Source organism: Sphingobacterium sp. UBA5789, from assembly GCF_002418355.1.
Classification (GTDB): Bacteria; Bacteroidota; Bacteroidia; order Sphingobacteriales; family Sphingobacteriaceae; genus Sphingobacterium.
Window position 1 is genome coordinate 147,190 of sequence record NZ_DIDX01000007.1, and the last position, 556, is coordinate 147,745.

General features: G+C 43.1%; 1 protein-coding gene. It reads right to left on the bottom strand.

The genetic code is table 11. The annotated features are described in order from the left end of the window. Positions 1–229: 229 nt before the first annotated feature. Positions 230–505, bottom strand: a complete 276-nt coding sequence (locus tag B4B65_RS18035; protein WP_422663657.1) for a type IX secretion system membrane protein PorP/SprF — start codon at positions 503–505, stop codon at positions 230–232. Between the last annotated feature and the right edge of the window lie 51 nt (positions 506–556).

The window sequence follows — 556 nt, forward strand, 5'->3', positions numbered from 1 at the left end:
TCGATATATTGCTGACCCAAGGCCAGGCTGACACATAGTAACGATAACGTGCCTGATATTATCTTTTTCAAGTTCATAGTCCTTGTTATTTCTGTTTTTTTATACTGTTACTCTACTAAAGAAATCATGTGTTACAGTTCATCCTGGAGCTGCAACACTGATTTCCTCTGATTAATATCTGACAACGAAGAAGCCTTTGTCATAAACCCATTTACCGTTGATCTTTACTTCAAGCATATAGAAGTATGTACCGGCAGGGACTGCACGACTTTCNNATCTGAAGTGTTTTGGTAAAATTTGCCGAGGCTTCTGTACTGCGTTCAACACCGATCTTAAACTGTTTGAAATTTACACCTAAAGCAATGCCGCGATTTCCAACAGCTATGTTACCGTTGAACCAGATACTCTTGGGGGCTCCGTCAACTCCCGCCCATTGGTAACGGTAAAGAAGCGCTGCATCTCCTTCACCTCCTTTCAGCAATGCATTGTAACTCGGATTCAGCATCTTCCCAAACGAACCGGATAGCGCCGGGTCGATATATTGCTGACCCAAGGC